This is a genomic window from Huaxiibacter chinensis, assembly GCF_022171985.1.
Taxonomy (GTDB): domain Bacteria; phylum Pseudomonadota; class Gammaproteobacteria; order Enterobacterales; family Enterobacteriaceae; genus Enterobacter; species Enterobacter chinensis_A.
The window spans coordinates 36,817-62,461 of sequence record NZ_JAJVHF010000003.1 but is presented as its reverse complement, the minus strand read 5'-3'; the positions used below and the strand labels follow the sequence as shown (position 1 = coordinate 62,461).

The following is a 25,645-nucleotide window of genomic DNA, read 5'->3' as shown; positions in this document are numbered from 1 at the left end:
TGCCCGCAATTAGACATGAGGATGATAGGCAAACAGCGCTGGCGCACCGCCTGTATGCACAAAGAGAATCGGTCCTTCATCCTTAAAGCGTTTCTGGGTGATCCCATCAATCAGTCCGGCCATCGCTTTCCCGGTGTAGACCGGATCAAGCAGAATTCCTTCCAGACGCGCCAGCAATTTTATCGCTTCCTGCCCTTCATCATTAGGCGTGCCATAGCCAGGCGCAAAGTAGTCATCCCAGAGCACAATGTCGGCTTTCGCCTGGAGTTCGAGCTGCTGTGCCACGGCCTGTTGCAGCGTAACGACCTTCGGCTTTTGCTCGGCAACGCTGCGCGAAACGGTCACCCCTATCAACTCAACGTCAGGCATCAGCTGTTCAAGCCCTATCGCCAGCCCGGCATGCGTTCCTGCGCTACCTGACGCCACCACCACGGACGATAAACTGACGGCGCCTTCGCACTGCTGGGCGATTTCCAGCGCGCTTTCAACGTAACCCAGCGCGCCCAGGGCGTTCGAACCGCCCACCGGAATGACATACGGACGAAAACCTTGCGCCTCAACCCGGGTGGCCAGCTCATTCAGCTGTGCCGCCGGATCGCTGAGCGCCTCACACAGTTCAATCTGCACGTTGAACAGGTCCAGAAGCAGTCGGTTACCGTTAGAGAGATAGTTTTCCGCCCGCGTACCAATGGGGTTTTCCAGCAGCGCCACGCAGTTAAGCCCGAGCTTCGCCGCCACCGCGGCGGTCTGGCGAACGTGGTTAGACTGGATAGCCCCCGCCGTGATCAGCGTATCGGCGCCCTCACGCAAGGCATCCGCGGCTAAAAATTCCAGCTTTCTCAGCTTGTTGCCGCCCATGGCCATCGGCGTCACGTCATCGCGTTTGATGAAAATATCGCGACCTAAATAGTCGGAAAAACGGGGCAGATACTCCAGCGGCGTTGGCGCGCCGATAAATTCGAGACGCGGAAAACGCGTTAAATTCTGCAATGACATGAAACCTCCGGTAACGCTATTTTTGTCTATTCATTTTTTATTATGCACGTTCAGACGTAAGAAATAAAAAAGGCGCTTTTAAAAGCGCCTTTTTTTATCTTTCAGGACTTAATGCGTTACGTCTGCCCCGAACCACTTCTCGGAAAGTGCCTTCAGGGTGCCATCTTTTTGCATCTCTGCAATGGCTCCGTCAATCGCTTTCACCAGATCCTGGTTATCCTTACGGATCGCCACGCCGGCTTCCTGGCGAGAGAAGGCATCACCCGCAACGGCCAGGGTATCTTTGGTTTTCTTCACCAGATCCAGCGCAGCCAGACGGTCAACCAGAATGGCATCGATACGACCGACGCGCAGATCCTGGTATTTTGTCGGGTCATCATCATAGGTGCGGATATCCACACCCTGGACGTTCTGACGCAGCCACTCTTCATAGTTGGTGCCCAGACCCACGCCGACTTTTTTACCTTTCAGGTCTGCTGCCGTTTTGATGGTGCCTTCGTTACCTTTCTTCACCAGCGCCTGGATGCCAGACACGGTGTACGGCGTGGAGAAGTCATATTTCTTCTTACGCTCGTCAGAAATGGTCACCTGGTTAATGACCACGTCGATACGCTTCGAGTCCAGCGATGCCAGCATACCATCCCATTTGGTTGGTTTGAGGGAGGCTTTCACCCCAAGGTGCTTCGCCAGTTCTTCGGCAAACTCGACTTCAAAACCTGTCAGCTTACCGTCATCCCCCTGGAAGCTGAACGGAGGATAGGTTCCTTCCAGCCCCACCAGCAGCGTGCCGCGTTCTTTGACTTTATTAAGCAGGTTTTCCGCCGCGAACGTTTTCACGCTCACTCCAGCGACCAGCGCAACGGCCATCACACCCATCAGCGCCTGACGACCCAGAAGTGCTAATTTCATAAATACCCCGATATAGTGGTTTTTGAGCAGTGTAGAGCTTTCGCCTGCAACGTCAAAGGCAACTGCGCTACATCTTATTCATAATTAATATATATCAGAAGTTGTCTCTGCATAGACTTTCTGCTCTGACCGCGCGGGGATATGCGCTTTATATTGCGCGTATTTACGCAAAGCAATGCGGTAGTTGTTGGTGCTGGTTGCAGGCAGCCACGGCTCTAGATTCTCATCCAGATAACCGGTCTTGAGCAGATCGCGGGAGATGTTGTTTACGGTGAGATGTTGTCCGAGGCGGCGCAGGCGCACAACATATTCACGCACGGTGCCGTGACTCATCTCAGTCTGTTCAAACAAAAATTGTTTAAAGCCGATGATATCAAAAAAGTCGCTTTGTTCTTTGCAGTGCAAATCGCCACAGAAGCGGCACAGCGCCACCCACTCTTTTTGCTCTTCGGACCATGCGGATTCATCCATCAGGGTGTCGAGGCGGGAAATCGCAATCTTGTTCACGATTTCCCCGCGACGTACCAGCGTGATGCGATCGAGCAGCTTATGGCAATGTGCGCAATGCGTCTGACTGTGTTTAAAGTCTTTGAGATAGCGGCTTAAAGGCCGTCTTTTAGAGTGCTGCACCGTCATGATAACTCCTGGTTGTCAATACGTTGTGCGGCATTTTTCGGGTGAATGATTCACCTATAACTTACCCAGTTTGGTACGCAAGCGTTTGATGGCCTGGCTGTGCAGCTGGCTCACCCGCGACTCCCCTACTTCCAGAACAGCACCGATCTCTTTGAGATTCAGCTCTTCCTGGTAATAGAGCGTCAACACCAGTTGTTCACGTTCAGGTAAAGCTTCGATAGCTTCCATTACGCGATGGCGTAAATTACCTTCCAGTAAATGGTGTAATGGGTTTTCCTGCTGGTTCTCATCCGTCACCAGTTCAATGCTATCGCCATGCTCTTCACGCCACTCGTCATAAGAGAAGAGTTGGCTATTATTGGTATCGAGCAACATCTGGCGATATTCAGCGACAGCTATGCCCAGACGATCCGCGACTTCGGTTTCCGTTGCGTTACGTCCAAGTTCCTGTTCCAGCTGCCCCATCGCATGCGCTACTTCGCGGGCATTGCGGCGAACACTGCGCGGCACCCAGTCGCGGCTGCGCAGTTCATCCAGCATTGCTCCCCGAATACGCTGTACTGCGTAAGTCGTAAATGCCGTTCCTTGCAGAGCGTCGTACCGGTCAACTGCATTCAATAACCCGATACCGCCCGCCTGTAGCAGATCGTCCAGTTCCACACTCGCCGGCAGCCGCACCTGGAGGCGCAATGCTTCGTGACGCACCAGCGGGACATAACGCTGCCACAGCGAGTGTTTATCCATTACACCATCAGCGGTATAGAGTGAATTCACGATAAACAGCCCTGCGTTAATTGAGTTATCGGCATGATTATCCGATTCTGCAGGGCGTTCAATTGGATGAATAGTGGGTAAAATGGGGGGTTATTTGCCTATTTCTTTATATACCGTGACTTAGGCACAGCATATAAAACCAGTTCAAAGGCCAGTTCCGGGTGATGTCCGCGCAGATAAAACACATAATCAGCACTGAGAGACGCAATATATTGAGGAATGGTCAGAAGATCTTCTGGCTTATGGTAAAGACTTATTGCCAGCAGAGGTTTCCAGTCCTGAATTGTGCTCGCAGCGCCCTGCAATGCTTTTAGTTCAGCCCCTTCGACATCCATTTTAATAAAGGTGGCTTTACGCCCCTGCAGAATATTATCAATGCTATCCAGTTCAATGGTCACCGTGTTGGTGCTTTGTTCCACCAGGCGTGAAGAGAGTGCATTTCCCGACTGGAATGAGAGAACCGTTTTTTCATCCCATACGCCCTTTTGCACTGGCTGGCAAAATGGCCACTGACGCGTATTTTCACAGAGTTGAGCATAATTACCGGCATCAGGTTCAAAGCCAATAACGCTTTCTGGCATCGCAACCTGCTGACGGGCCACCTCCTGCATAAACGCCCCAATACTATCGCCATTGTAGGCCCCGCAATCAACAAACACTTCGTTATCCTGCAGGCGAATTATATCGGAAGGGAAATAATGTACAGGTTCGTATATCGCCTGATAATAGCCCCGGGTTGAACTTAAACGCTGTTTAAGAAACGCGACAAGCGTTTCCTGCGAACGAATATCTTCCAGGTTAGCGTACAGTTGCTCAAGTACATCCCGGTGTTCTTCACAAAATGACGGGGTATACCATAGATTCGTGCTGACGCCGATAAAGGAGGGATCGAATACAAGCACATTTGCCCCGCCCTGACGTAGCTCTTCCTGCAAGGCGTCGCTCACATACTGCAACGCTACGATACAGTTGAACTCACCAGGCTGACTCATGAGATCTTCGATGGCCACAACCGGAAGCCCGTGGAAGGTCATCCCGTCAGTAATGTATTTTCTGTTGAGTGCGACTTTATGAAGCGGCATGTTTTCCCGGAACATAAACTCTGCCGTCATCTGTCCCAAACAGCCCGCCCCATAAAGCACAATGGGTCGTTCGTTGGATTGCATGGCGTTAATGCTCTTGAAGAAGGCGTTATCGCAACCCTGTAACTGTTCCAGTAATGTCATATAGTCCTCAGCACACCCGTAATTAACGTAATATTTCGACTTTGGCAGACGTTAGTGCGCTCTGCTGCGCTTTTTCAAGAAACTCCAGCCCACGTACGGCCGTATCGCAACTGAGGCTGTATCCCGTAGGCTCGCCACGTATGCTCGCGGCAATATCGGCGTAATAGTTTGCAAATGCCTCAATAAATCCGGCAGGATGCCCTGCTTTAAAACGGCAATAGCGGGGCAGATTTGCCACGGTATTGTCTCCGGCAGTCCGGTCAATCAGGCGGATATTCCCATGTTCATCGGCAAGACGGAGATATTCAGGTTCCATTTGTAGCCATTCGGCGCTGCCTTCAGAACCATAAATTCGTATCCGCAGACCATTCCGGTAACCCAGCGCGGCTTTGCCGTACCAGTAATTGCACACCATGTCGTCGCCGTAACGGGAAATCAGATTCACCGTATCAACAACATTCGGGACGCGCGCGAACGTGCTATTAATCGCATAGACATCCTCGGCACGTTTATCCGTCAAAAACTCAACCAGTTGATGCACATGGACACCCAGGTCGAGCGAAACGGTGGGAATGTCACCATCAACCCGACGCCACTCCTGAGGCTGAGCCACACTTCCATCATCCCGGCTGCGAATGAACCCTTCCTGAGGCATTTCCACCATGACGTGTTGAATGCTCCCCAGTTCACCGCGACGTAACCGTTCACGCAGCTCGCGCACCATCGGATAGCCGGTATAGTTATAGGTGACGTACAATTGTCCGTTGATGTCCGCTACGCGCTGGGCGATATCGTGCGCATCTGTGACGCTGGCGACCATGGCTTTTTCGCTGATCACCGGAAGACCGTATTCAAGGCAGGCCAGAATAATTTCGCGATGGGCCGGCGTTGGCGTCAGAATAACAACGGCATCCATCTGCGCGTGCTGTTCTTCCAGCAGGGTCGCGGCGTTCGTATAGATGGCGTCATCCTGAAGGCCCCATGCCTGCCCAGTCTGTTTGCTGAGCGACTTGTCGCGACTAAAACAGCCCGTCGTCAACGCGAAATGACCGTCCATTTGACTGGCAATTTTGTGCGTAAGACCAATTGCAGAATTGATTCCTCCGCCAATAAACCCAAGAGATAGAGGCCTGTTCATAGTCCGGTCCTTACAAAGAAGAAAAAGAAAAATAGTTTTTAAGCACAGGCGTATGGCTTGCCATTGCATCAAGATCGCTAAATTCGGCAAAAATTAACCCTGCCCGATCTCCGGGCGCAGGGCCGATTTCATCGCCTGGCTGTTTTAGCGGTATCGCCTGAATAAGGTTGGCTGGCAGAGGGGCACAATCAAAACCGAAGTAAAGGCTTCGATGCAAAGAAGAGACCGTATGCCGGGCAATATTGCGCTGACGTGCAGGACGACGGTGCGAAAACTGACTTGTCTGCCCGATGAAAGGCGCAACGAATTCGCGGGAGTAGTCAACGCCCGTTGAAAGCTCAATCAGTTTCGAATAGAGATCGCCTGGACAGCGGCGAGTGACTTCAATCAGCCAAAACTGCCGTTCGTCGGCAATAAGTTGAGTATGTAAGAGGCCATCGACGAGGCCTAAATCACTGACCATGGCCTGCATACATTCACTGATCTGATTGCGCATCGACTCGGTCAGGTTGACACTCAGACAACTGCTGTTCACCTGCCACGGATAGACCGTGCAATATTCATCGACAAAGAACTCGCAGGTGATTTCACCCCCACGAATAAATGCCGAGTGGCTATACAGCGCCCCCTGGCAGAATGTTTCGATGACACATTCCCCGCCCGCCGACGCAGCACGCGCAACGAGTACCGCCGCATCAAGTTCATCTGGCCGATGAATTAATGAGATCCCTTTTCCACTGTACGCGTCCACGGGCTTCACCAGCAGCGGGAACCGCATCGTGCGCGCTTCCTGCACGCTGCTGGCTGCTTCTGGAATAGGATATCCCTTCTCGCTGGCCCATTTCCTGAAGCGGTCCTTGAGGAAAAGGAGATCGCTGACCTCGGGTGAGTCATAGCCCGGAAGGCCCAGCGCCTGCGCCACGCGGCAGCCAGAAAGATACGAGACGTCCGTCACCCCAGGCGACAAGGCCGTGATGTTTTCCTTGCGGGCGATGGCCAGTACCGCGTCGCTATCAGCGTAATTTTGCTCCCAGGTGGCATCGGCATATTTCATCCCTGCATCCTGGGCTTTCCCGCTGCAGGCAATTGTTCGAAACCCTGCGGCTTTAATAGCCTGCTGTAAGGGCAACGAGGCAAAGCCTGCATCGAGGATCATGGCGGTACGCGTCAGGCTCATACCGCAATCTCCGTCACTGGCGTCGGTTCGTTACCCTGTGCCTGGCCTACCAGGGAAGCACGCTTGAGAGCATTCACGACCCGATCCTGTTCCTCCAGCGTCATTCCTGGATAGATCGGCAAGCACAGCACTTTTTCGGCGATGTCATTGGCAACCGGCAGATGTTCTTCCGCAGATGTCGGGAAACCTCTGTACATGGCAAATGAACTGATGAGCGGATAGAAATAGCGACGCGTCAGAATGGCATCCGCTTTGAATAATTCATACACCCCATCACGACTCATTCCGAAATGTGGTTCGATGAGCACAGGGAAATAGGCGTGGTTCCAGCTCACATCATCGGGTACGTCGACAAATGTTAAACCTTCCAGTCCGTTTAACATTTCACAGTAGCGTTGATAAATGGTCTTTCTTTCGTCCAGTGCTTTATCAATATGTTTAAGCTGGAGAAGACCAAATGCGGCTTCCACCTCATTCATTTTGGCGTTAATACCGGGAGCCACAATGCGTGTTTCACCCGCAAAACCAAAGTTCTTAAGGTAATCAATGCGCTGTTTAGTTTTGAGATCGTGGCTAATAATGGCCCCGCCCTCGAAGGTGTTAAAGACTTTGGTGGCATGGAAACTGAGTACAGATAAATCACCGTGATTTAAAATGCTCGTCTCGTTTTTACGGACATTAAAAGCATGCGCCGCATCATAAATCACCCGCAAACCATACACGTCCGCAATTTTCTGAATCTTCTCGATATCACAGGGGATCCCATAACAGTGAACCGGCAAAATTGCGGTGGTATTAGGGGTAATTAACTCTTCAATGCGATCCGGATTAATATTATAGGTGTGTGGATCGATGTCCGCGAAGACCGGCGTTAATCCGTTCCACAGTAAGCTATGTGAGGTCGCAACAAAGGAGTACGGCGTGGTAATCACTTCGCCGGTCAGACGTAATGCCTGAAATGCCGTCAACAGGGCCAGCGTTCCATTGGCAAAAAGCGAAAGGTGCTTTACTCCCAGATATTCCGCCAGCGCCTGTTCCAGTTGCTGATGAAAAGGCCCGCCGTTTGTCAGCGTTTTATTTTGCCAGATTTGCTCCAGATAAGGGATAAACTCTTCCAGAGGGGGCAAAAACGGACTGGTTACGTAAATTTTACTCATATCCTACCTCGGCAATGATACCGTCAAATTTTGCCCATATGGCTGGTTTAGTTAACCCTTGCGAGTCAGGAATGCAGTTCAGTAATGAGAAACGCATGCGGCTCTTCTCCCCGACAATAAATTCCCCACGCTTCACGCAGCGCCCGTTCAAAGTTTTCGGCAATATTAAAATCTGGCACGTGGTCTACCGGGATCCGGTCTCGCATCCCCCGACGGATTTCAGCAAGTTCTGGAATATGCTGACGCCAGGCGATTGCTTTGGAAATATAATCACCCTCATCATTCGCGATAAACTGTTCGAGCTTGTAAGAACGCATAATATCCACGCCCTGCTGACAGGGAATTGTCGGCCCATTCATCGTAATGGTCGGAACGCCCATCCAGGCACCGTGGTGCGTCGTCGTTCCGCCGCTATACGGGAATGCATCCAGTAAGATATCGATCGTATTGTGTATCGCGAGGTACTCATCCATTTCCACGAGTCCCCTGAAAAGTAATCTGTCGCGAGAAATTCCACGCTGTTCCAGGCGTTCCGTCATGGCCGCAATCATTTCGGCATCGGTCATATTACCGATTAACAGCCTGGCTTCGGGGTAGCCCGTTAAGATTGACGCCCAGGCATCCAGCACCTGGTCGTTAATTTTCTTAGACCGGTTAAAGCTGGCGAAGGTGATATAGCCATTTTTCAGCGCGGGCAACGGGTTAATGTCCGGACTGAGTGGATGGGGTTCAAAACTCTTGCGCGTGGCGACGAACATTGCCTTTTCCACCAGCTGCTGCTGAAGCGTATCGGATTGCGCCAGGCTTGACGAAAGAAGTATATAGTCCATCTCTTTCATGCCTGTCGTACCGGGATAGCCAATCCACGTGATCTGAACGGGAGCTGGTCGCAACGCAAATACAGGTAGCCGGTTGTAGGCTGTATGTCCCGATAAATCGAACAGAATATCAATACCGTCTTCGGCTATCTGTTTCGCCAGTTCACTATCACTAATAGCATCAACCTGACGCCATAACGTTGCGCTCTGGCGAAGATGACAATAGGTGTCATCCTCTTCCAGAAACAGGGTACTGTAAGCGACCAGATCATATTTTTCACGATCGATAGCATCCCAGTAGGGCAGAATGAAATTCGCCACCGGATGCTTGCGTAAATCCCCTGAAACAAAGCCGAGTCGAAGTTTGCGATGAGGATCTCGCGTATTCGAGAGAACCAGTTTTACCCCACTCTCTTGTGCCCAGGCGTCAGCACGGCGACCATATTCAATATGCTTCTCCAGCAGCTCATCGGCCGTTACGCTGGCGTCATGGCTCATCACAAAGAGTAAGTTGCTGAAGTAACCAAAATTGTAATTGCTCAGTTCAACGGCTTTTTCCATAAAATAGCGCGCTTCAGCCATTTTATGGTTATCACTCAGGACAATGCCGGTGAGCCCAAGAGAACTTGCCCCCGGATGCTGAAAACGCATAATTTCTCTGCAGCATTTTTCCGCTAAGGCCATATCTCCATAAGCATGATGAAGCGATGCCAGACTAAGCCAGTAATCGATATTTTTCTTATTCAGACGAAGCAACGTACGGATAATTTGACGTGAGCCGTAGAATTCGCGTTTACGCTGCAACACCGTGGCAAGGTCATAATAAATATCGAGACTGGAGAAGTAATACCCCATTAATTTGCAAAGCGATGCCAGTGCCTCATCCCAGGCCGAGGTCAGCACACAGGTTTTGGAAAAACAGCGCAGCACGTGAATATTATCTGGATGTTTATCCATTAACCCACGGGCATACTCCCGGGCCTCTTTTGAACAGCCTTTATGGATCAGTTTGTTTGCATGCTCATAAATGGCATCCACGTCCGGGTCGGCTAATTCGGGTTCGGCATTTCCTTTCAGAAACATCCCGCCCTGCTCTTTATCGACGCTCAATAATAACAGCAGAGAAAGCTGTGATTTTAATACGTCGAGCATGCCCGCACGCAGAAACACCTGCAGCTGCTTTTTCCAGGCCTCGGGCGATCCTGTCAACAAGCCTTTGATTTTTAATGAGGAGTAATGCTCCCAGTTCGTTTGACTGGCCGTATTCATGTCATAGCGCAGATAAGTCCACTCCTCGGGGGTCAATGCAACCCACTCTCCCCAGAGATTCATCATGCTTATATTTTGTTCCGGGCGTTCTGAAGGCAGTAACCCTGCCAGCGCCAGTTCATCATTTTGCGCGGCGTTGTATGCCCCAGCGGAGCCACTCCAGAAAAAACCGTCCGCACAGGTCATAAACAGCGTGTTTAACGCCTCCCACACCGTCTCGTTGTAATCCTTATTGGTTTCAGGTGCGCGGCAGTTGAGCACGAGCTGTTCAAAACTTAAAGACATCGGCCAGGCGTTACCCAGCAGCTCCATGATTCTGATAACAATGGCATTATCACTACGAATAATCCGGCCGTTGTTATTTCTGAATACGTTAGGCGCTTTTGCAGAATCCCGCTCGACCGGCACAAAGCTTCCTGCCCAATGCAGATTTTTGAGCTGCTCAAGATCCGGGTTAACCGGAGGAGAGGTGCGACTGGCGTGACAGAGCAACGTAAAGCGTTCGTCACGCTGAACGGCATAATCAAGATACTGCTGTGCCATGGTTCGGCTAGCGCCATCGCTGACGGCACCCAGCAGCTGTTCGATTGTCGGGTTAAAGTAGTTTCCCAGTTCCGACTGGGGCAGCACATCCCCCAGGAATTGCAGCCCAATATGTTCAGCCTGTGCGTTAAACGCGCTCAGGGTGCTGGCGCCGTCTGTCGGGCTTAAATAGGCCAGAATCAGTGCGTTATCGTCCATCTCTTCCGCGAGACGAACCTCATTTTTCAGCGCGCTTTCTTCGAGCGTTAAAAGCATAAAGCTCAGCATGGCGCGGGCTGACGCCAGCAGGTCGCTGCCCTCTTCTGCGCGCTCCAGGTGGAAACGCAACGCTTCACCTAACGATATGCGAGCAAAACTGCCCGGCAGTACTGACCATTTTATGGCGACAACGCCGTTGGCAGATAAATGCGCGTGGCACCATGTCAGCAGCGCTTCACGTTCGCTTTTCCCGAGAAAAGCAAAGGTCTGATGAATGATGATGTAATCAAACTCGCCGGGATCCGCTGCAAGCAAATCCCCTAACCCGGTAGCAAACAGTTCAATATTGCGACATCCCAACTCTGCGGCAAACTGCTGCCCCTTCAGGATCGCCTCTTCGTCAATATCAATCCCTATGGCGATACTCTCGGGATGCGCCCAGGCTTGCATAATGAGACGCGTTGCTGAACCACAACCAATCTCCATAACGCGCGCATACGCGGGCATGGGTGTTGTCAGGTGATTAAGCACCGCAGCGGCTTGCAGGGTCCCGGGGCTGACCCGATAGTTCGGATACTGTGTCGTCACGTTTTTTCCAGATTCTGTTTTTGCATTCACAGGACAAGTTTCAGCGTTGGTATGTGCCGCTAAGCGACGTTTTATATGCCTGGAACGACGCATCGGCACTGCCCGATACCCAACAGAATGCGTTCTCGTCAGCCTGGCTATTCAACATGACGCTACGTTCAACACGCTCGATTGCCAGACGATCTTCCGGAGAAAGCTTATCCAGACAGGCAAAGAGGGCGACTTGTTCAAGACCGGGGACGTGATTACCGCTGGCAAGGTTGGTCATAATGAACGACACAACGTGGTCGAAATAGCGTTGCGCGACGCCGCCGGGCGTTGCGTAGATAAAACCGGCAAAGACCTCTTCCCAGAAAGGTGAGGATTCGGTTTGTAAAAGCATAAGTGGGGTTTCTGACGCCACCCACGGTTTACGCACCAGTACTCCAGCGTTGATCGCAAGGACGGGAGTATTAAAGGTTTGCAGTGCATGGCGCAGGAACACGAGACGACGGGCAGCAGTGACCACCGGCTTATTTTCATTCTCGGTAATCTGCTCATGGCTTGCTGAAAGGTTAAGTGCAGGAAGCTGTTCCCGAAGCGCCATCAGGCTATGTTTAATTTCGTCATTGCCGTTAATAAGATGCACGTGTACGTCGAGTACGTCACGATTGGTCTCATACAGGGAATAGAGCATCGGTACAGCGTGTTTGAAATAATCCTCGCTGTCGCACGTCACCAGCACCGTCGTTTTCGACGCTGTCTTTTTTTCAATCCAGTAATCCCAGGATTCATTCACCACTGCGGACTCGCTCGCATTAAGCGATCGGAAATCGATGTACGAATCGGGAAATCCCCCTAACCTGTAGATCCCGCAGGTGATCATCAGCAGGGTCATAGGATCTTCACCAATTAACGCCGAATCTGCGGTCAGCGCCTGGATAACGACCATCGCCTGATTGAAATCATTTTCCATTAAACAGATCAACAGCAGGATTTTCAGCACGGGCGCTGAATTGCTTACCAGCGAAAGATTGTTGTTAATTAAGAACAGCGCTGAGCTAATTTCATTGACGCGGAACAACAGCTGAATGGCGGCGACCAGATAGTTAATGTTGCCGTCAGCTTTCAGTGCCGAAACGACATAGTCTGTCAGCTGGGTAATCGCGTCGGCTGAAAGAGTCTGCTCTTCACCGACAAAGGTCTCGTTCAGGGCGTTATTGGCCAGCACGACGGCACAAAGCATGTCTTTCAACGCCGCATCTTTTTCAGCATCCAGCCCGGTTTTGGCCGCACGAATCATGGGTTCGAGAGCGGTTAACTGAGTGCTTTTAAAACTGAATATTTCCGCCGTGATGTTGGCGGGCATGACATCGGCTTCCGGCAGATCAATGAATCGGGTAAACACATTCCGATAAAACTGACGCATAGCCCGGGTTCGTGCGAATTCACTCATCTTATAACTCTTCGGTAAACTGTCGTCAGACGACCGGAAAAGGAGATTTTAGGCAGAGTAGCACTCTGTGAGAGGGGATGAAGGCGGGAAAACGCTGCTAAATGCAGCCTTATTTTACAGATTACGATCCGGTAATTTTGAGGAAAAATAACGAAAAAAAAGGCTGCTGTTTCCAGCAACCTTTTTAAAGCGTGTGCGTAAATTAACGCAGCAGAGACAGCATTGCCTGTGGAACCTGGTTTGCCTGAGACAGCACGGAAGTACCAGCCTGCTGCAGGATCTGCGCGCGAGACATGTTAGATACTTCAGTTGCGTAGTCAGCGTCCTGGATACGGGACTGAGCAGCAGACAGGTTAGTGATAGAGTTGTTCAGGTTGTTGATGGTAGATTCGAAACGGTTCTGAATCGCACCCATGTTTGAACGAGCTTTATCAATTTTGTTGATAGCGTTGTCAGCAGCAGTGATGAATGCTTTAGCAGAGCTGTTATCGGTGATGGTACCGGTCAGGCCAGCGTCGAGGCTGGTTGCTTTAGCGTCGATCAGTGCGCCAGTGGTGATAGCGATGGTATCAGTTGCACCAGTACCTGCGCCAACCTGGATGTTCAGGGAAGCAGTCTGGCTACCGTCCAGCAGTTTTTTGCCGTTGAAGTTAGCTGCGCCAGCGATACGGTCGATTTCACCCAGACGCTGAGTAATTTCAGTGCTGATTGAGGTGTAGTCAGTAGTACCGTTAGTATCGTTAGCAGCCTGTACAGACAGTTCACGGATACGCTGTAAGTTGGAGTTGATCTCGTTCAGGTTACCTTCAGCGGTCTGAACCAGAGAGATACCGTCGTTGGCGTTACGAGCAGCCTGAGTCATCCCTTTAATCTGAGAGTTCATACGGTTTGCAATCGCCTGACCAGCAGCATCGTCTTTAGAGCTGTTGATACGCAGACCGGAAGACAGACGCTCAATCGCGGTGCCCAGAGAAGACTGAGATTTGTTCAGGTTGTTCTGAGTGGTCAGGGACAACAGGTTAGTATTGATGACTGACATAATTTTAATTCCTTCAAAAATGGTTTCTAGGGTCGGTGCCTAACACTCACGGCGTCTCTCACCGTCATCAAGGTTATCGACGCTCCCACAGCAGACTTTAGAAAATATCGAAGAAAATATTTAATTTATTGTTTTTTAATGATTTATTTTCCATTAAAGCCGTTACCAAGCGCATACTGAATAAAATGTTCACCTCTAAAACCACTTTTTTATTCTGATCTCCCCCCTCTTCTTAACGCGCTTGTTTGATGTAAAAAGACACATTTAGCTCGCTTATTAGGCGATATATTTTTTGAGCTTGCCGTAAACTTTTCAGTAAACAGGCCGATAAACGACTGAAACATCCATTAAGAAGGAACATGATATGGCGACTATCAGTAATCTCGGGGTGGGCTTGCCCGGCCTGTCAGATCTGTACGATAAGCTGCAGGCAGCAGAAGAGACGAAATTAACGGCGATTGCCAAACAGAAAACGACTTACGATGCGCAAATCACCGCGTTTGGTAAATTGCAAAGCGCACTGACGAATCTGCAAACGGCAGCGGCAAAGCTTGGAAAAGTGGATACGTGGAACTCAACGTCCATTAGCAGCACCAATACTGCCTTTTCGGCAACCACCTCCACCGGTGCTAACGTTGGCGATGTCACCATCAACGTTAATAAAATCGCTAAAGGTCAGGTGCTGACCACGGCTGCCGGCACCATCGACAGCAATACAAAACAGTTAGGGGCCACCACGGGCACCAACAGCAGAACCATTACCATTACCCAGGCGGGAGCTGACAGCAAACCCCTGACGGTTACGCTCGCGGATGGTGATACCTCCCTCAATGGGATTGCTAAAGCCATTAACGCGGCCAATGGCGGCGTTTCGGCAAGCGTGGTGAAGGCTGACACTGGCGACTATCGCCTGATGCTGACGTCAAAAACCACCGGTACCGATTCGAATATGACGGTGACGGTGACCGGCGACGATACGCTGAAGTCTATTATTGGCAGCGACGCGCTTAATGAGCAGGTCAAATCACAGAATGCCATCGTTGACGTCAACGGTATCCAGATTGTCCGCCAGAGCAATACCATCACCGACGCCATGCCAGGGGTGACGTTAACGCTTAAAGCACAGAGCACCGCTAACGAAACGCTGACGGTCGCGCGTTCTACTGACGATAACAAAAAAGCGGTAACAGAATGGGTTACTGCCTATAACTCCCTGCAGTCCACTATTGCCACTCTGACAAAATATGAGCCACCTGCCGTGGGTGCAACGGCCCAGTCGTCGAACAACGGCGTGTTGATGGGTGACAGTACTATCCGTGGAGTACAATCCGATCTGCGTGCTTTATTGACCAATGTACAGAGCGGTTCTTATGCCATTATGGCTCAACTTGGCATCACTCAGGATCCGGTTAAAGGCGCTGACGGCGCGTTAGGCAGCCTGAAGATTGATGATAAGAAATTGACCCAGATCCTTACGGATGACCCTTCTGGTATACAGGCCTATTTTGTAGGTGATGGAAAGACGACCGGTTTCGCTACCCAGATGAATAACAAGCTCACTGAAATGTTGAGCACGTCTGCAGGTAAAGAAGGCGTTATTCAGAATGCGAAAGACGGCATCAACAGCACGCTCAAATCCATTGGCAAACGTTATGATGCGATGGAACTGACGATTGAAGCGACGATGGCGCGTTATAAAAAACAATTTAACGATTTGGATAAACTGGTCACTAAATTCAACGGCACGGCCAGTTACCTGACCCAACAGTTCAGCAGTAAGTAAGAAAGGAACCGATATGTATAGCAAATCTGGTGTACAAGCCTATCAGCAGGTAGGTCTTGAATCTGCTGTCTTGAGTGCCAGCCCGCACCAGTTGGTTGTCATGTTGTTCGACGGTATCCATAGCGCGCTAATACGGGCGCGCCTTTTCCTTGAGCAGGGAGACATACCTGCTAAAGGAGAGGCCCTGTCCAAGGCCATCAATATTATTGAAAATGGCCTTAAGGCTGGATTGAATATGGATGTAGGAGGAGATCTCCCCCAAAACCTTTCCGCGCTTTACGACTACATGGTACGCCGTTTGTTACATGCGAACCTGCGCAATGACATTGAGGCCATCACTGAAGTCGAGGCACTACTGCTCAATATTTCCGACGCCTGGAAGCAAATTGGCCCGGGTTATTCCCCTCAGCAGGATTAATGTTAATGAACGACTCCAGCTCATCCCTTAAAAAGTGGCATGCTCTCTATGCGCTTAGCAATACGATGCTGAGCCTTGCTCAATCCGGGAAATGGGATGAGCTCATCGAACAGGAGGTCGCGTACGTTTCACTGGTGGAGAAGATCAGTACTACCCCCTTCCCACCTGACAGTAAACAGATTCAGGACCAGGCGATGGGTATTCTGAAACAGATACTTCAGAATGAACTCCTTCTCAAGGGCTTGTTGCAGGAAAGGATGAGTGAGTTAAGTGGCCTTATTGCTCAAACCAATAAGCAAAAAAACGTTAACGTGACCTACGGGAAGCTTTCAGGAAATATATTATTTCCCGGAGAGATGAATCAATAATCCACATTAGCGATTCATCAGCCATACTCCAGAAGTCAGCCAAACGGCTTCTGGAGCACGGACGAAGATGAAAAACCCCACGCTATTACAATGCTTTCACTGGTATTACCCCACGGGTGGCGGGTTATGGCAGGAAGTAACCGCACTGGCACCCAACCTGAATGAAATCGGCATCAACATGATCTGGTTACCCCCGGCGTACAAAGGTGCATCGGGCGGTTATTCTGTCGGGTATGACTCTTACGATCTCTTTGACCTGGGCGAATTTGACCAAAAAGGCTCCGTCGCGACCAAATACGGTGACAAGGCGCAGTTGCTTGAAGCCATTGCGGCGTTAAAAGCGAACGACATCGCGGTGCTGCTCGACGTGGTGGTGAACCACAAGATGGGCGCCGATGAAAAAGAGCCGGTCAGCGTACAAAGCGTCAATGAGCAGGACCGCACGCAAATCGATGACGACGTGATCGAATGCGAAGCCTGGACGCGTTACACCTTCCCTGCCCGCGCAGGCAAGTACTCTCAGTTTATCTGGGATTACAAATGCTTTAGCGGCGTTGACCATATCGAAAACCCCGACCAGGACGGCATCTTCAAGATTGTTAACGACTATACGGGCGAAGGCTGGAACGAGCAGGTCGACGACGAAATGGGTAATTTCGATTACCTGATGGGCGAAAACATCGACTTCCGTAACCACGCGGTGACCGAGGAGATCAAATACTGGGCGCGTTGGGTGATGGAGCAAACCGAGTGCGATGGTTTCCGTCTCGATGCGGTCAAACATATTCCTGCCTGGTTCTTCAAAGAGTGGATTGAACACGTCCAGGAAGTGGCGGACAAGCCGCTGTTTATCGTGGCGGAATACTGGTCGCACGAAGTCGACAAACTGCAGCAGTATATCGATCAGGTCGAAGGTAAAACCATGCTGTTCGACGCCCCGCTGCAGATGAAATTCCACGATGCCTCGCGTCAGGGTCGGGATTACGACATGAGTCAAATCTTCACCGGCACGCTGGTGGAAGCCGATCCGTTCCACGCGGTGACGCTGGTCGCAAACCACGATACGCAGCCGCTCCAGGCGCTTGAAGCCCCCGTCGAAGCCTGGTTTAAACCTCTCGCCTATGCGCTGATCCTGCTGCGCGAAAACGGCGTCCCGAGCGTCTTCTATCCGGATTTATTCGGCGCCAGCTATGAAGATACCGGCGGCGACGGCGAAACCTACCAGATCGAGATGCCCATTATTGAGCAACTGCACGAACTGATACTGGCCCGTCAGCGTTTCGCCCACGGCGTCCAAACGCTCTATTTCGATCATCCTAACTGCATTGCCTTTAGCCGCAGCGGAACCGATGAAGCACCGGGGTGTGTGGTGGTCATGTCCAACGGCGATGACGGCGAAAAAACCATCTGCCTGGGGGAAAACTACGGAGATAAAAACTGGCGTGATTTCCTTGGCAATCGCGAAGAGATCGTCACCACCGGATCCGATGGTGAAGGGATCTTCACCTGCAACGGCGGCAGCGTCAGTATCTGGGTAATGGAAGACGTGTTATAAGAGCGAACCGGGCAGCGTGCTGACGCTGCCCGGCCTGCAATACTGTTCAGGTCTGTGCCTGAAAAACCCTTCGTCTAAGGGTTAAGGCAAGGTACTTTCGAGAGGATGTTTGGTCAGATACGTTGCGCATTCCACCGTCGGGCGATCCACACGCTGTAACGTCATTCCATCATACTCCAGCCTGCTGCCTTCCGGGTCGAGAGAGTATATGTCCAGCTTACGCGTCACGTTGTAGATTTCATCGGAGCGCATCATGAGTTTACCCGGTACGGCCACAACACGTAGCCACTGACGACAGTCCAGGGTATCCCCCTCTTTGGTCACCACCAGCGTCGCAATAGCTTCCGGGCTGACCATTTTGCTTTGCGGCCCTTTTGACTGCCAGTACCCCATAAGCTCCGCTGGCGCAGGATGCTTAACGACTTCATCGTAATTATCGACCTGTGCACATCCCGCTAACGCCAGCAACACGCCAGCCACTGCTATTTTTTTCATCATCTTTTCCGCATGCGAAGAAAAAAATATTGTGGCATTAAAGCGTTAAAGCCGCCAGCGTAAGATTCTGAGTCGAGCCAGGGTGTTAGACCTGCATGCCCATCACTTCCTGATAGGCTGCCACCAGCTTATTACGCACCTGAATACCCATCTGCATGGAGACAGAGGCTTTTTGTAAGTCGGTCATGACATCGTTCAATGCTACGCCAGGTTCGCCCAGGGTGAATTTTTCGGCCTGGGTACGGGCGACGGTCTGCGTGTCGCTGATGCGATCGAGCGCTGCGTGCAGTTGACCTGCAAAACTCACTTCCGACTGAACGTCTGACACGTTCTGATTACGGGCCGTCATTGCCGCTGCCTGCAGCTGACTGATGACGCCTTCAATGCCCTGTATAGCCATGACTCTCCCCTGGATGGATTTTTACGCGGTCAAGACTAGCACCTTGTCAATAAGATAAAGGCGGTAAATAGCGATAAAAAACCAGGTTATTTGACGCATAGAAAATCCTGATTCATCAAATAATGACGTTGCCATCCATATGGAACTTTTGTCGTGTTTGCCGACCCGGGAGTCTGTTTTGTTTCTCTACACGAATAACGTAATCCACAAAGCCTTACGAGGTGCGAAATGACTGCGACAGTCTCACCTGCGCCGCAAACTAAATCGCTTGAGTGGATGAACCGCCTGCGTGCGAACCCTAAAATCCCGTTGATCGTGGCAGGCGCTGCCGCTATTGCGATTATGGTCGCGATGGTACTGTGGGCAAAAAGCCCCGACTATCGCACCCTGTTCAGTAATCTCTCCGATCAGGACGGCGGGGCCATCGTCACCCAGCTGACCCAAATGAATATCCCTTACCGCTTCGCTGATAACGGCGGCGCGCTGGAAGTCCCTGCCGATAAAGTCCACGAATTACGCCTGCGTCTGGCGCAGCAAGGTCTGCCGAAAGGCGGCGCCGTGGGGTTTGAATTACTGGATCAGGAAAAATTCGGCATCAGCCAGTTTAGCGAGCAGGTCAACTACCAGCGTGCGCTGGAAGGTGAACTGGCCCGCACCATCGAGACGCTCGGCCCGGTAAAAAACGCACGTGTTCACCTGGCCATGCCAAAACCCTCTCTGTTTGTTCGTGAGCAAAAAGCCCCTTCTGCATCCGTTACCGTCACCCTCGAACCGGGTCGCGCACTGGATGAAGGTCAAATTAGCGCCGTGACGCATCTCGTCTCCAGCGCCGTGGCAGGTTTGCCGCCGGGTAACGTTACCCTGGTCGATCAGGGCGGTCATTTACTGACGCAGTCCAACACCAGCGGTCGCGACCTTAACGATGCACAGCTGAAATACGCCACCGATGTTGAAGGCCGCGTACAGCGCCGCATTGAAGCCATTCTTGGCCCCATCGTCGGGAACAGCAATGTTCACGCTCAGGTCACCGCGCAGATCGACTTTGCCAATAAAGAGCAGACCGAAGAGCAATACAGCCCTAACGGTGATGCCTCTCAGGCCGTGATGCGCTCTCGTCAGTTGAATCAAACGGAACAGATTGGCGGGTCAAACGTGGGCGGCGTGCCAGGCGCACTGTCGAACCAACCTGCCCCAGCCAATAATGCGCCGATTTCAACGCCGCCAGCGAACCCGCAAAACGGCCAGCAGAATAATCAGCAGCAAACCACGTCGACCGCGAACAGCACAGGTCCTCGTAACACCAGCCGCAACGAAACCACAAACTACGAAGTGGATCGCACCATTCGCCACACCAAAATGAACGTCGGCGATGTGCAGCGTCTCTCCGTGGCCGTTGTGGTCAACTATAAAGTGCTGCCGGACGGCAAGCCTCTGCCGCTCACTGCCGATCAGATGAAGCAAATCGAAGATCTGACGCGTGAGGCGATGGGCTTCTCTGAAAAACGCGGTGACACGCTGAACGTGGTGAACTCGCCGTTTACCGCCTCTGACGAAAGCGGTGGCGAACTTCCCTTCTGGCAACAGCAGTCGTTTATCGATCAGCTGATGTCCGCGGGCCGCTGGCTGCTGGTGTTGATTGTTGCCTGGCTGTTGTGGCGCAAAGGCATCCGTCCACAGCTTAATCGCCGTGCGGAAGAAGCCAAAGCTCTGCAGGAGAAGATGCAGAACCGTCAGGAAGTGGAAGAGTCGGTGGAAGTACGCCTCAGCAAAGACGAGCAGCTTCAGCAGCGTCGTGCTAATCAGCGCATGGGCGCTGAGGTCATGAGCCAGCGTATTCGTGAAATGTCAGATAACGATCCGCGCGTGGTTGCGCTGGTCATTCGCCAGTGGATGAGCAACGAAGATGAGTAACCTTACCGGTACGGATAAAAGCGTCATCCTGCTGATGACCATCGGTGAAGACCGGGCGGCAGAGGTGTTTAAGCACCTCTCCCAGCGCGAAGTGCAGGTTCTGAGTGCGGCGATGGCCAACGTGCGTCAGATCTCCAATAAACAGCTGACCGAAGTGCTGGCTGAATTCGAGCAGGAAGCGGAACAGTTCGCGGCGCTCAATATTAACGCCAACGACTATCTGCGTTCGGTCCTGGTGAAAGCGCTGGGCGAAGAGCGTGCCTCCAGCCTGCTGGAAGATATTCTGGAAACCCGCGATACCGCCAGCGGCATCGAAACGCTCAACTTTATGGAACCGCAGAGTGCCGCTGACCTTATTCGCGACGAGCACCCGCAGATCATCGCCACTATCCTGGTCCACCTCAAACGTGGTCAGGCAGCCGATATCCTGGCGCTGTTCGACGAGCGTCTGCGTCACGATGTGATGCTGCGTATCGCCACCTTCGGTGGTGTGCAGCCAGCCGCGCTGGCAGAGCTGACCGAAGTCCTGAACAGCCTGCTCGATGGTCAGAACCTCAAGCGCAGCAAAATGGGCGGCGTGAGAACGGCGGCCGAGATTATCAACCTGATGAAAACGCAGCAGGAAGAAGCGGTTATCACCGCCGTGCGCGAATTCGACGGCGAGCTGGCGCAAAAAATTATCGACGAAATGTTCCTCTTCGAAAACCTGGTGGAAGTGGACGACCGCAGCGTGCAACGCCTGCTGCAGGAAGTGGACTCCGAGTCCCTGCTCATCGCCCTCAAAGGTGCCGAACAGCCGCTGCGCGAGAAATTCCTGCGCAACATGTCTCAACGTGCTGCGGATATCCTGCGCGACGACCTTGCCAACCGTGGCCCGGTCCGTCTGTCTCAGGTGGAAAACGAACAGAAGGCAATCCTGCTTATTGTGCGTCGTCTGGCAGAGACCGGCGAGATGGTGATCGGCAGCGGAGACGACACCTATGTCTAATGAGCTGCCGTGGAAACCCTGGACACCTGACGATCTGGCGCCACCTTTAGCCGAGTTCGTCCCGGCGCTGAGCGCATCAGCAGAAGAGGAGTCGGAAGAAGACGCCCCGGAGCTGAGCGAAGAAGAACAGCGTGCGCAGATGCTGGCACAGCTGCAAATGCAGGCGCACGACCAGGGCTATAAGGCGGGCATGAATGAAGGCCGTCAGCAAGGGCATGATCTGGGGTATCAGGAAGGCCTGGCAAAAGGGCTGGAGAACGGCATGGACCAGGCGCGTCAACAGCAGGCGCCTATTCATGCACGCATGCAGCAACTGGTCAGTGAGTTTCAGAATACCCTCGACGCGCTGGACAGCGTCATTGCCTCGCGCCTGATGCAGATGGCGCTGGAGGCCGCGCGTCAGGTCATTGGTCATACCCCGGCCGTAGACAACTCTTCTCTGATTAAACAGATTCAGGGCTTGCTGCAGCAGGAGCCGCTGTTTAGCGGCAAACCTCAGCTTCGCGTTCATCCTGACGATTTACAACGCGTCGAAGAGATGCTCGGCGCGACCTTAAGCCTGCACGGCTGGCGCTTGCGCGGCGATCCGTCGCTGCACCACGGCGGCTGCAAGGTCTCCGCTGACGAAGGCGATCTGGACGCCAGCGTTGCCACACGCTGGCAGGAGCTGTGCCGTCTGGCAGCGCCGGGAGTCGTCTGATGACCGCCCGACTCACGCGCTGGCTGACGACGCTCGACAATTTTGAAACGAAGATGGCTCAGCTGCCGTCCGTGCGTCGCTACGGTCGTCTGACCCGTGCGACCGGGCTGGTTCTGGAAGCCACCGGCCTGCAACTGCCGCTGGGCGCCACCTGCGTTATTGAGCGCCAGGACGGTAACCACACCCAGGAAGTTGAAAGCGAAGTGGTGGGATTTAACGGGCAACTCCTGTTTCTGATGCCGCTTGAAGAAGTCGAAGGCATTCTGCCCGGCGCCCGCGTGTATGCAAAACAGATCGCGGGCGACGGGCTGCACAGCGGCAAACAGTTGCCGTTAGGCCCGGCGCTGTTAGGTCGCGTGCTGGACGGAAGCGGCAAACCGCTGGATGGCCTGCCCTCCCCTGATACAACCGAAACCGGCGCACTGATTACTCAGCCTTTTAACCCGCTCCAGCGTACCGCCATTGAGCATGTCCTGGATACCGGCGTGCGCCCTATCAACGCCCTGCTGACCGTCGGACGCGGTCAACGTATGGGTCTGTTTGCCGGGTCAGGCGTGGGGAAATCGGTTCTGCTCGGCATGATGGCACGCTACACCCAGGCAGACGTCATCGTCGTGGGGCTGATTGGTGAACGTGGCCGCGAAGTCAAAGATTTCATCGAGAACATTCTCGGGGCTGAAGGCCGTGCGCGTTCAGTGGTGATCGCCGCCCCGGCGGACGTTTCACCGCTCCTGCGTATGCAGGGGGCCGCCTACGCCACGCGCATCGCGGAAGATTTTCGCGATCGGGGTCAGCACGTTCTGCTGATCATGGACTCGCTAACGCGCTACGCGATGGCACAGCGTGAGATTGCGCTGGCCATCGGCGAACCGCCTGCGACCAAGGGCTATCCGCCGTCGGTCTTCGCCAAGCTGCCTGCGCTGGTTGAACGCGCCGGGAACGGCATTAACGGCGGTGGTTCGATTACCGCTTTTTATACGGTGTTGACCGAAGGTGACGACCAGCAGGACCCGATTGCGGATGCTGCACGCGCGATCCTCGACGGGCATATTGTGCTGTCGCGCCGTCTGGCGGAAGCCGGTCACTATCCGGCCATTGATATTGAAGCGTCAATCAGCCGCGCCATGACCTCGCTTATCACCGAAAAGCATTACGCCCGCGTGCGTAATTTCAAACAACTGCTTTCCAGCTTCCAGCGCAACCGCGATCTGGTGAGCGTTGGGGCATATGCAAAGGGCAGCGATCCGATGCTGGACAAGGCGATTGCGCTTTGGCCGCACCTGGAAGCATTCCTGCAACAGGGCATTTTTGAACGTGCCGACTGGGAAGATTCTCTCCAGGCTCTGGAGCTGATTTTCCCTCAGGTGTAACACAGGTGGAGGGCGAGGATCATGGCGCAAAATGGCGCACTTGCGACGCTGAAAGATCTGGCTGAGAAAGAAGTGGATGACGCCGCACTGCAGTTAGGCGTTATGCGACGTGGATACCAGCAGGCTGAAGAACAGTTAAAGATGTTAATTGATTATCAGCATGAGTATCGCACCAACCTCAATACCGACATGACACAGGGCATTGGCAGCCAGCGCTGGATTAACTACCAGCAGTTTATTCAGACCCTGGAAAAAGCCATTGAACAGCATCGCCAGCAGTTATCCCAGTGGGATCAGAAAGTCGACAAGGCCCTGACGTACTGGCGAGAGAAAAAGCAGCGATTACAGGCATGGACTACGTTGCAAGACCGGCAGAGTGCCGCCAGCCTGCTCGCCGAAAACCGCCTTGATCAGAAGAAAATGGACGAGTTTGCCCAACGCGCATCAATGAGGAAACCTGAATGATCACACTGCAACAGCTGCTGATGACCGACACTGACCTGTCCGGCAGTACGCAGACCGGAAAAGGCGCTGCCGATGGCGCGCAAGATTTCCTTTCGCTACTGGCCGGGGCGCTAAGCGAAACCGCGGGTAAGGGAAAAGAGGCGCCGCTGACGCTCGCCGATTTGAAAGCGGCAGGCGGTAAGCTAACGCAACTGGCCTTGCAGAAAGGCGGTGATGAGTCGGTCAAGGCGAAGCTTACCGATCTGCTCGCCCGTCAGGCCGGGCTTGCGCCCGATACCCTGGACCCGGACACGACGGAGATCGCCCCGATTGCCGGGCTTATTCCTGCTGCACAGGGCGACGTTCTGAAAACGCTGACGGCACCGACGTCGGTGAAACCCGACGACAAAACCGAGCTGAACGAAGAGGAACTGGCAGGCCTGAGCGCGCTGATGGCCATGCTGCCGCACCAGCAAACCACGACGGCGACGGCGACGGCGAAGCCAGACGCTGCGGACGCGGTGGGCTCAAAGACGCCTGCGACTCTGGGCAGCGCGGCTCGTCCATCCTTAAGCAATGAGCTTTTATCTCGCGGACAAACCGGCACCAAAGGCCAGGACGTGGATAACGCACCGTCTGCCAGTTCAGCCAACGTGCCGATGACGCAGGTGGTCGCCGCCGTAGCCGCAAAACAAGAGAGCGCCAGCACTCCGTCTTCCACTACGCCAACCGCGACGCTGGCACCGATTATGGCACCTCATACCGCTGCACAGCCTGCGGCAGCGGTGGCGAGCGCGCCAATTATTAGCCAGCCTCTTGGGACACACGAGTGGCAGCAGGCCATCAGCCAGCACGTCACGCTTTTCACCCGTCAGGGCCAGCAAAGCGCGGAGTTGCGTCTGCATCCGGAAGATCTGGGCCAGGTGCAAATTTCCCTTAAGCTTGATGACAATCAGGCTCAGCTACAGATGATTTCTGCGCACAGCCACGTTCGCGCCGCACTGGAAGCCGCCCTGCCGATGCTGCGTACGCAGCTGGCCGATAACGGCATTCAGCTAACGCAAAGCAACATCAGCAGCGACAGCTCCGCTGGCCAGCAGCAGTCCTCCTCCGGACAACAACATCACGCCTCGCGCTCCGGCCAACAGGGCGGATTTAACGAAGAAAGTGATGAGCTGCTGACAACGCCAGCGTCGTTGCAGTCCGCCGCGCGTGGAAACGGCGCGGTCGATATCTTTGCCTAAACGCAAGAGGTAGCGTGATTATCTCCGTCTTTTCCACGCTTTGACGCAGACAGGACACGGGATAAT

At 53.0% G+C, this 25,645-nt stretch carries 23 protein-coding genes; 10 read left to right on the top strand and 13 right to left on the bottom strand.

Features of this window, described 5'->3' with window-relative positions; translation table 11 throughout:
* Positions 1–9: 9 nt before the first annotated feature.
* The 11 genes from dcyD to LZP96_RS08955 all read right to left on the bottom strand — a co-directional run bounded on the left by dcyD (position 10) and on the right by LZP96_RS08955 (position 13,903).
* On the bottom strand, positions 10–996 hold the full coding sequence (gene dcyD, locus LZP96_RS09005; protein ID WP_064326582.1) for a D-cysteine desulfhydrase: 987 nt from the start codon (positions 994–996) through the stop codon (positions 10–12).
* A gap of 108 nt (positions 997–1,104) precedes the next feature.
* Positions 1,105–1,905: a cystine ABC transporter substrate-binding protein gene (gene tcyJ, locus LZP96_RS09000; RefSeq protein ID WP_064326583.1), complete on the bottom strand. Its 801-nt coding sequence runs from the start codon at positions 1,903–1,905 to the stop codon at positions 1,105–1,107.
* Between the two features lie 84 nt (positions 1,906–1,989).
* Positions 1,990–2,541 (bottom strand): flagella biosynthesis regulatory protein FliZ, encoded by a 552-nt coding sequence (gene fliZ / locus LZP96_RS08995; protein ID WP_064326584.1) that lies wholly within the window; start codon positions 2,539–2,541, stop codon positions 1,990–1,992.
* A gap of 54 nt (positions 2,542–2,595) precedes the next feature.
* Positions 2,596–3,315 (bottom strand): RNA polymerase sigma factor FliA, encoded by a 720-nt coding sequence (locus tag LZP96_RS08990; RefSeq protein WP_064326585.1) that lies wholly within the window; start codon positions 3,313–3,315, stop codon positions 2,596–2,598.
* A gap of 98 nt (positions 3,316–3,413) precedes the next feature.
* Positions 3,414–4,541: an FkbM family methyltransferase gene (locus LZP96_RS08985; RefSeq protein ID WP_064326586.1), complete on the bottom strand. Its 1,128-nt coding sequence runs from the start codon at positions 4,539–4,541 to the stop codon at positions 3,414–3,416.
* 22 nt (positions 4,542–4,563) lie between these two features.
* Positions 4,564–5,679, bottom strand: a complete 1,116-nt coding sequence (locus tag LZP96_RS08980) for a Gfo/Idh/MocA family oxidoreductase (protein ID WP_064326587.1) — start codon at positions 5,677–5,679, stop codon at positions 4,564–4,566.
* 10 nt (positions 5,680–5,689) lie between these two features.
* Entirely contained in the window at positions 5,690–6,856 is a 1,167-nt protein-coding gene (locus tag LZP96_RS08975) for an ATP-grasp domain-containing protein (protein WP_064326588.1), read from the bottom strand.
* Positions 6,853–8,013, bottom strand: a complete 1,161-nt coding sequence (locus tag LZP96_RS08970; protein ID WP_064326589.1) for a DegT/DnrJ/EryC1/StrS family aminotransferase — start codon at positions 8,011–8,013, stop codon at positions 6,853–6,855. The genes LZP96_RS08975 and LZP96_RS08970 overlap by 4 nt, the downstream gene beginning before the upstream one ends.
* 65 nt (positions 8,014–8,078) lie before the next feature.
* Complete coding sequence (locus LZP96_RS08965) at positions 8,079–11,429, bottom strand: bifunctional class I SAM-dependent methyltransferase/glycosyltransferase (RefSeq protein WP_064326590.1); 3,351 nt, start codon at positions 11,427–11,429, stop codon at positions 8,079–8,081.
* Positions 11,430–11,469: 40 nt separating this feature from the next.
* Positions 11,470–12,864, bottom strand: coding sequence for a hypothetical protein (locus LZP96_RS08960; RefSeq protein ID WP_064326591.1), 1,395 nt, complete (start codon positions 12,862–12,864; stop codon positions 11,470–11,472).
* Positions 12,865–13,066: 202 nt separating this feature from the next.
* On the bottom strand, positions 13,067–13,903 hold the full coding sequence (locus tag LZP96_RS08955) for a flagellin N-terminal helical domain-containing protein (RefSeq protein ID WP_064326592.1): 837 nt from the start codon (positions 13,901–13,903) through the stop codon (positions 13,067–13,069).
* 364 nt (positions 13,904–14,267) lie between these two features.
* On the opposite strand from LZP96_RS08955, the gene fliD reads away from it, so the two are divergent.
* The 4 genes from fliD (at position 14,268) to amyA (ending at position 18,027) form a co-directional block, all read left to right on the top strand.
* Positions 14,268–15,686, top strand: coding sequence for a flagellar filament capping protein FliD (gene fliD / locus LZP96_RS08950; protein ID WP_064326593.1), 1,419 nt, complete (start codon positions 14,268–14,270; stop codon positions 15,684–15,686).
* A 13-nt stretch (positions 15,687–15,699) separates the two neighbouring features.
* Complete coding sequence (gene fliS / locus LZP96_RS08945; protein WP_064326594.1) at positions 15,700–16,104, top strand: flagellar export chaperone FliS; 405 nt, start codon at positions 15,700–15,702, stop codon at positions 16,102–16,104.
* Between the two features lie 5 nt (positions 16,105–16,109).
* Positions 16,110–16,472: a flagella biosynthesis regulatory protein FliT gene (gene fliT / locus LZP96_RS08940; protein WP_064328155.1), complete on the top strand. Its 363-nt coding sequence runs from the start codon at positions 16,110–16,112 to the stop codon at positions 16,470–16,472.
* 67 nt (positions 16,473–16,539) lie between these two features.
* The gene (gene amyA / locus LZP96_RS08935; RefSeq protein WP_064326595.1) at positions 16,540–18,027 is read left to right on the top strand and encodes an alpha-amylase; all 1,488 of its coding nucleotides are present in this window, start codon (positions 16,540–16,542) and stop codon (positions 18,025–18,027) included.
* Positions 18,028–18,108: 81 nt separating this feature from the next.
* On the opposite strand, the gene yedD is transcribed toward amyA, so the two are convergent.
* Together yedD and fliE are read right to left on the bottom strand one after the other, a co-directional pair.
* Positions 18,109–18,522 carry a lipoprotein YedD gene (yedD, locus tag LZP96_RS08930; RefSeq protein WP_064326596.1) on the bottom strand — a complete coding sequence of 138 codons (414 nt, stop codon included), beginning with the start codon at positions 18,520–18,522 and terminating at the stop codon, positions 18,109–18,111.
* An 85-nt stretch (positions 18,523–18,607) separates the two neighbouring features.
* A complete protein-coding gene (gene fliE, locus LZP96_RS08925) occupies positions 18,608–18,922 on the bottom strand; it encodes a flagellar hook-basal body complex protein FliE (RefSeq protein ID WP_064326597.1) in 315 nt (104 codons plus the stop codon).
* Positions 18,923–19,150: 228 nt separating this feature from the next.
* Between fliE and fliF the strand changes: the two genes are divergently transcribed.
* From fliF to fliK, 6 genes are read left to right on the top strand one after another with little or no spacing between them, the layout of a single operon-like run.
* On the top strand, positions 19,151–20,833 hold the full coding sequence (gene fliF, locus LZP96_RS08920) for a flagellar basal-body MS-ring/collar protein FliF (RefSeq protein ID WP_064326598.1): 1,683 nt from the start codon (positions 19,151–19,153) through the stop codon (positions 20,831–20,833).
* Positions 20,826–21,821, top strand: a complete 996-nt coding sequence (gene fliG / locus LZP96_RS08915; RefSeq protein ID WP_064326599.1) for a flagellar motor switch protein FliG — start codon at positions 20,826–20,828, stop codon at positions 21,819–21,821. Before fliF ends, fliG begins: the two co-directional genes overlap by 8 nt.
* On the top strand, positions 21,814–22,521 hold the full coding sequence (gene fliH, locus LZP96_RS08910) for a flagellar assembly protein FliH (RefSeq protein ID WP_064326600.1): 708 nt from the start codon (positions 21,814–21,816) through the stop codon (positions 22,519–22,521). Before fliG ends, fliH begins: the two co-directional genes overlap by 8 nt.
* A complete protein-coding gene (gene fliI, locus LZP96_RS08905) occupies positions 22,521–23,891 on the top strand; it encodes a flagellar protein export ATPase FliI (protein ID WP_258925844.1) in 1,371 nt (456 codons plus the stop codon). The genes fliH and fliI overlap by 1 nt, the downstream gene beginning before the upstream one ends.
* 21 nt (positions 23,892–23,912) lie before the next feature.
* Positions 23,913–24,356: a flagellar export protein FliJ gene (gene fliJ, locus LZP96_RS08900; RefSeq protein WP_064326602.1), complete on the top strand. Its 444-nt coding sequence runs from the start codon at positions 23,913–23,915 to the stop codon at positions 24,354–24,356.
* Positions 24,353–25,579, top strand: coding sequence for a flagellar hook length control protein FliK (gene fliK, locus LZP96_RS08895; protein WP_064326603.1), 1,227 nt, complete (start codon positions 24,353–24,355; stop codon positions 25,577–25,579). The genes fliJ and fliK overlap by 4 nt, the downstream gene beginning before the upstream one ends.
* Positions 25,580–25,645 lie beyond the last annotated feature (66 nt).

Coding starts and splice junctions, on each gene's coding strand:
- dcyD (WP_064326582.1), bottom strand. CDS start 996: ATGTCATTGCAGAATTTAACGCGTTTTCCGCGTCTCGAATTTATCGGC.
- tcyJ (WP_064326583.1), bottom strand. CDS start 1,905: ATGAAATTAGCACTTCTGGGTCGTCAGGCGCTGATGGGTGTGATGGCC.
- fliZ (WP_064326584.1), bottom strand. CDS start 2,541: ATGACGGTGCAGCACTCTAAAAGACGGCCTTTAAGCCGCTATCTCAAA.
- LZP96_RS08985 (WP_064326586.1), bottom strand. CDS start 4,541: ATGACATTACTGGAACAGTTACAGGGTTGCGATAACGCCTTCTTCAAG.
- LZP96_RS08980 (WP_064326587.1), bottom strand. CDS start 5,679: ATGAACAGGCCTCTATCTCTTGGGTTTATTGGCGGAGGAATCAATTCT.
- LZP96_RS08975 (WP_064326588.1), bottom strand. CDS start 6,856: ATGAGCCTGACGCGTACCGCCATGATCCTCGATGCAGGCTTTGCCTCG.
- LZP96_RS08970 (WP_064326589.1), bottom strand. CDS start 8,013: ATGAGTAAAATTTACGTAACCAGTCCGTTTTTGCCCCCTCTGGAAGAG.
- LZP96_RS08960 (WP_064326591.1), bottom strand. CDS start 12,864: ATGAGTGAATTCGCACGAACCCGGGCTATGCGTCAGTTTTATCGGAAT.
- LZP96_RS08955 (WP_064326592.1), bottom strand. CDS start 13,903: ATGTCAGTCATCAATACTAACCTGTTGTCCCTGACCACTCAGAACAAC.
- fliD (WP_064326593.1), top strand. CDS start 14,268: ATGGCGACTATCAGTAATCTCGGGGTGGGCTTGCCCGGCCTGTCAGAT.
- fliS (WP_064326594.1), top strand. CDS start 15,700: ATGTATAGCAAATCTGGTGTACAAGCCTATCAGCAGGTAGGTCTTGAA.
- fliT (WP_064328155.1), top strand. CDS start 16,110: ATGAACGACTCCAGCTCATCCCTTAAAAAGTGGCATGCTCTCTATGCG.
- amyA (WP_064326595.1), top strand. CDS start 16,540: ATGAAAAACCCCACGCTATTACAATGCTTTCACTGGTATTACCCCACG.
- yedD (WP_064326596.1), bottom strand. CDS start 18,522: ATGAAAAAAATAGCAGTGGCTGGCGTGTTGCTGGCGTTAGCGGGATGT.
- fliE (WP_064326597.1), bottom strand. CDS start 18,922: ATGGCTATACAGGGCATTGAAGGCGTCATCAGTCAGCTGCAGGCAGCG.
- fliF (WP_064326598.1), top strand. CDS start 19,151: ATGACTGCGACAGTCTCACCTGCGCCGCAAACTAAATCGCTTGAGTGG.
- fliG (WP_064326599.1), top strand. CDS start 20,826: ATGAGTAACCTTACCGGTACGGATAAAAGCGTCATCCTGCTGATGACC.
- fliH (WP_064326600.1), top strand. CDS start 21,814: ATGTCTAATGAGCTGCCGTGGAAACCCTGGACACCTGACGATCTGGCG.
- fliI (WP_258925844.1), top strand. CDS start 22,521: ATGACCGCCCGACTCACGCGCTGGCTGACGACGCTCGACAATTTTGAA.
- fliJ (WP_064326602.1), top strand. CDS start 23,913: ATGGCGCAAAATGGCGCACTTGCGACGCTGAAAGATCTGGCTGAGAAA.
- fliK (WP_064326603.1), top strand. CDS start 24,353: ATGATCACACTGCAACAGCTGCTGATGACCGACACTGACCTGTCCGGC.